Source organism: Aquimarina algiphila (assembly GCF_007489275.1).
Classification (GTDB): Bacteria; Bacteroidota; Bacteroidia; order Flavobacteriales; family Flavobacteriaceae; genus Aquimarina; species Aquimarina algiphila.
On the sequence record NZ_VLNR01000153.1, the window covers coordinates 1 to 2,659 of the forward strand.

Annotated in this window: 3 protein-coding genes; all 3 read left to right on the forward strand. The window is 37.0% G+C overall.

Features of this window, described 5'->3' with window-relative positions; all coding sequences use genetic code 11:
- Nucleotides 1–917: hypothetical protein (locus tag FOF46_RS32010; RefSeq protein WP_167572027.1), on the forward strand; the 917-nt coding region annotated here is incomplete at its 5' end.
- A 550-nt stretch (nt 918–1,467) separates the two neighbouring features.
- Nucleotides 1,468–1,758, forward strand: a complete 291-nt coding sequence (locus tag FOF46_RS30695) for a helix-turn-helix domain-containing protein (RefSeq protein WP_143919229.1) — start codon at nt 1,468–1,470, stop codon at nt 1,756–1,758.
- An 84-nt stretch (nt 1,759–1,842) separates the two neighbouring features.
- Nucleotides 1,843–2,659: hypothetical protein (locus FOF46_RS30700; RefSeq protein ID WP_143919230.1), on the forward strand; the 817-nt coding region annotated here is incomplete at its 3' end.

Consider the following 2,659-nt stretch of genomic DNA (forward strand, 5'->3'; position numbering starts at 1 on the left):
ACCGATACTTGGATCGCATACTTATCTATATGGAAGAATGTTGCGACACATATTTAGATAAAGAGTTAGGAGTATCTTATGAGCAACGACGACAATTCATTTCTACCTATTATGATGTTTCTCAAGAATTAATTGTCCTTTTCAAACAGCAAAAACTCCCTAAAGAAATTGAAATAGAACTCTGTAAACCTTTATATAAAATTACTTCAGATACTTTTACTCCATTAACTTATATAAAACGTGAATTTTACCGCAAATATATAGACCTGTTTACACGTCTGTTTACAAAATTGGAATCCCCGGATCACGATCAGGTCTATAGCCTTATGATTGCCCTGGATCTGAATACCCATAATGTAGGTAAGGCAATGAGTATAGAATTACTCCATCGATTGGAAGATTTTTCTACCCAGACCGAACGACAAACCTACCTGTACCGTCAGCTGATACGGGTAGAAGAAGTCCCGGTGACTTCCCCCATTAGTTACCATCCTGAGTTCCCAAGCTTAAAAACATATTTGATCAGTTACATCAGACAGCGTATAGCCCTCTCCCATCAAACCTATGAAATTGAACAAATCAATACTAAAAAGATACCCGGTTCAGATATGGGTATCGTGAATATTACCAAGTCCAAAGTTGTAAAAAGAAAAATAAACCTTACCATCCCGGAATTAGCTTTGTTTGCACGACTGTTTACAGAAATAAAAGTTGTGAGTGTCAAAGAAAATAAACAACAATATTTTAAATTCCTTTCACAAATCTATATGTCCAAAGATGATAAGGATATCTCAGAGAACAGTGTTAAAAATGCATTCTACTCCAGTAGTAAAGATACGTTAGCTTCTGTTGAGCGCCTTTTAATCCGGATGCTAAATACTATCCAGAAGTTTAAGGATTCCAAAATGATTTCATAATGCAGGTCCAACCTTTTAAAAAGGAATCGTTAAGCAGGATATTGGTATGGCCCTTACAGATGCCCTTTTTATGTTTTACCCCCCCCTATTTTTTAATCGATTTTGATCACTTTTTTCTGTGGTCTTTTCTATAATTAATGTTAATATTTTAACAACCTCTGGAAACACCAGTGTTTATAGGGGTTGCATTTAAGTACGGTTTTGAACGGTTTTACTGGGGTTTCCAGTGTTTTTTTGCGCATTTATAATTTTTTTTCTGTGATTTAATGTGAATTAGCGTGACACCTTTAAACTTACAAACATCTAAAATTCAACACTTTGTTGTCTTTTCTAATGGGGTTGCGCAACCCTTGCGCACCAAATTCGCTTTTGTTTTTTTGTTTTCTTTATTCCAGAGATGTTGAAAAGGTGATTTCCGAGATATCATCCGGGGGCTAAAACCAGAATTTCACTACCAGTAGGATCCTGTTTTTTTTAAACTGGTATTGAAATTAAAAACCAAGCTTTCTGCATCCTTTAAACAAAGTAGAACATATTCAAAAATATAACAATGGAATTAATTGTATTCGAAAAGGACAGTTATTATAAACTCATGGAAGAGACTATGGTACTCATGTATAAAGTCATCCATGAAAAGCATCAACAAATCCAGTCCGCAACAGAAGAAGAGCATGATTTTCTGACTACCGAGCAAGCGCTTAAGTTAATGGGGTTAAAGAGTAAGAAACGGCTCTATATACTCAGGGATGAAAAACTCATTGATTACTATCAGCATGGCAGGCGAAAACTATATTCTAAGAAAAGTATTATCGCCTACCTCAATGGACAAAAGATTGTATGACATACACAAAAAACACTTCATTAGAAATGGTTTTCGGGGGATAAATATTCCTTATCCCCTCCAAAAACCTTAAAAAATCATATCATGACCACAGAAACAATACCTCCTATACGCCCCTACTATGATTTTAGCACGGTCTTTATGGCCACAAAGGCATTTATAGATCGGCACAACGAAAAACACAATCAATTGACCGAGCGATTAAATGCCAACCACAGGGCCACCGCAGAACTGATTACGCGATTGTACGCCAAACAACTCAATCATGCCGTTTCATTGGGGGAAGATATTTCAGAACAGCTCCATGGCTTTAAAACCTTTAATCCAAGTTTGGCTTCCTGTAAAGGGTGTACCGTTCGCACCATTATTAATCACAAGGAACGGTTAAAAGCAGCAGGGTTTATCAGTAAAGAAATCCATAGAGGAAAAACAGGAGTTGAACTCTGGATCAATTCGCAGGTTTTTGCCCCTAAAAAGTTACCCACAACTAGTGGAAACATCCAGGGGATTATTAAAGACATTAAAGGGGCATTATGCCCTGAAGTGAAAAATTTACACCCATTAGTTCATGTACAACAGGAACAAAAAAAGAATAATAATAGCACTGTGGATAAGTTCATAACTCCGGAAGAAGGAGTTCACCTATCGGCTCACAGTCCAAAAGAAACTAACGTTACAGGAACCGTACAGGAACAAGACAAGAACACGGAGGAAAGCCGGACTTCTGACTCAAAAACCCAAACCAGGGGCGCAAAAAAAATGCGTAAAAACGGGTCGGATCCGGCTTTTTTATTACAATTAGTCCGTGATTTCTGGAAGTATGCCAAATTGCTATTGTTTTCGGAGTTGATCCTGAGTGAGGTAGAAGAAAATGAAATCTTAAACCATATCTGGGTATCGG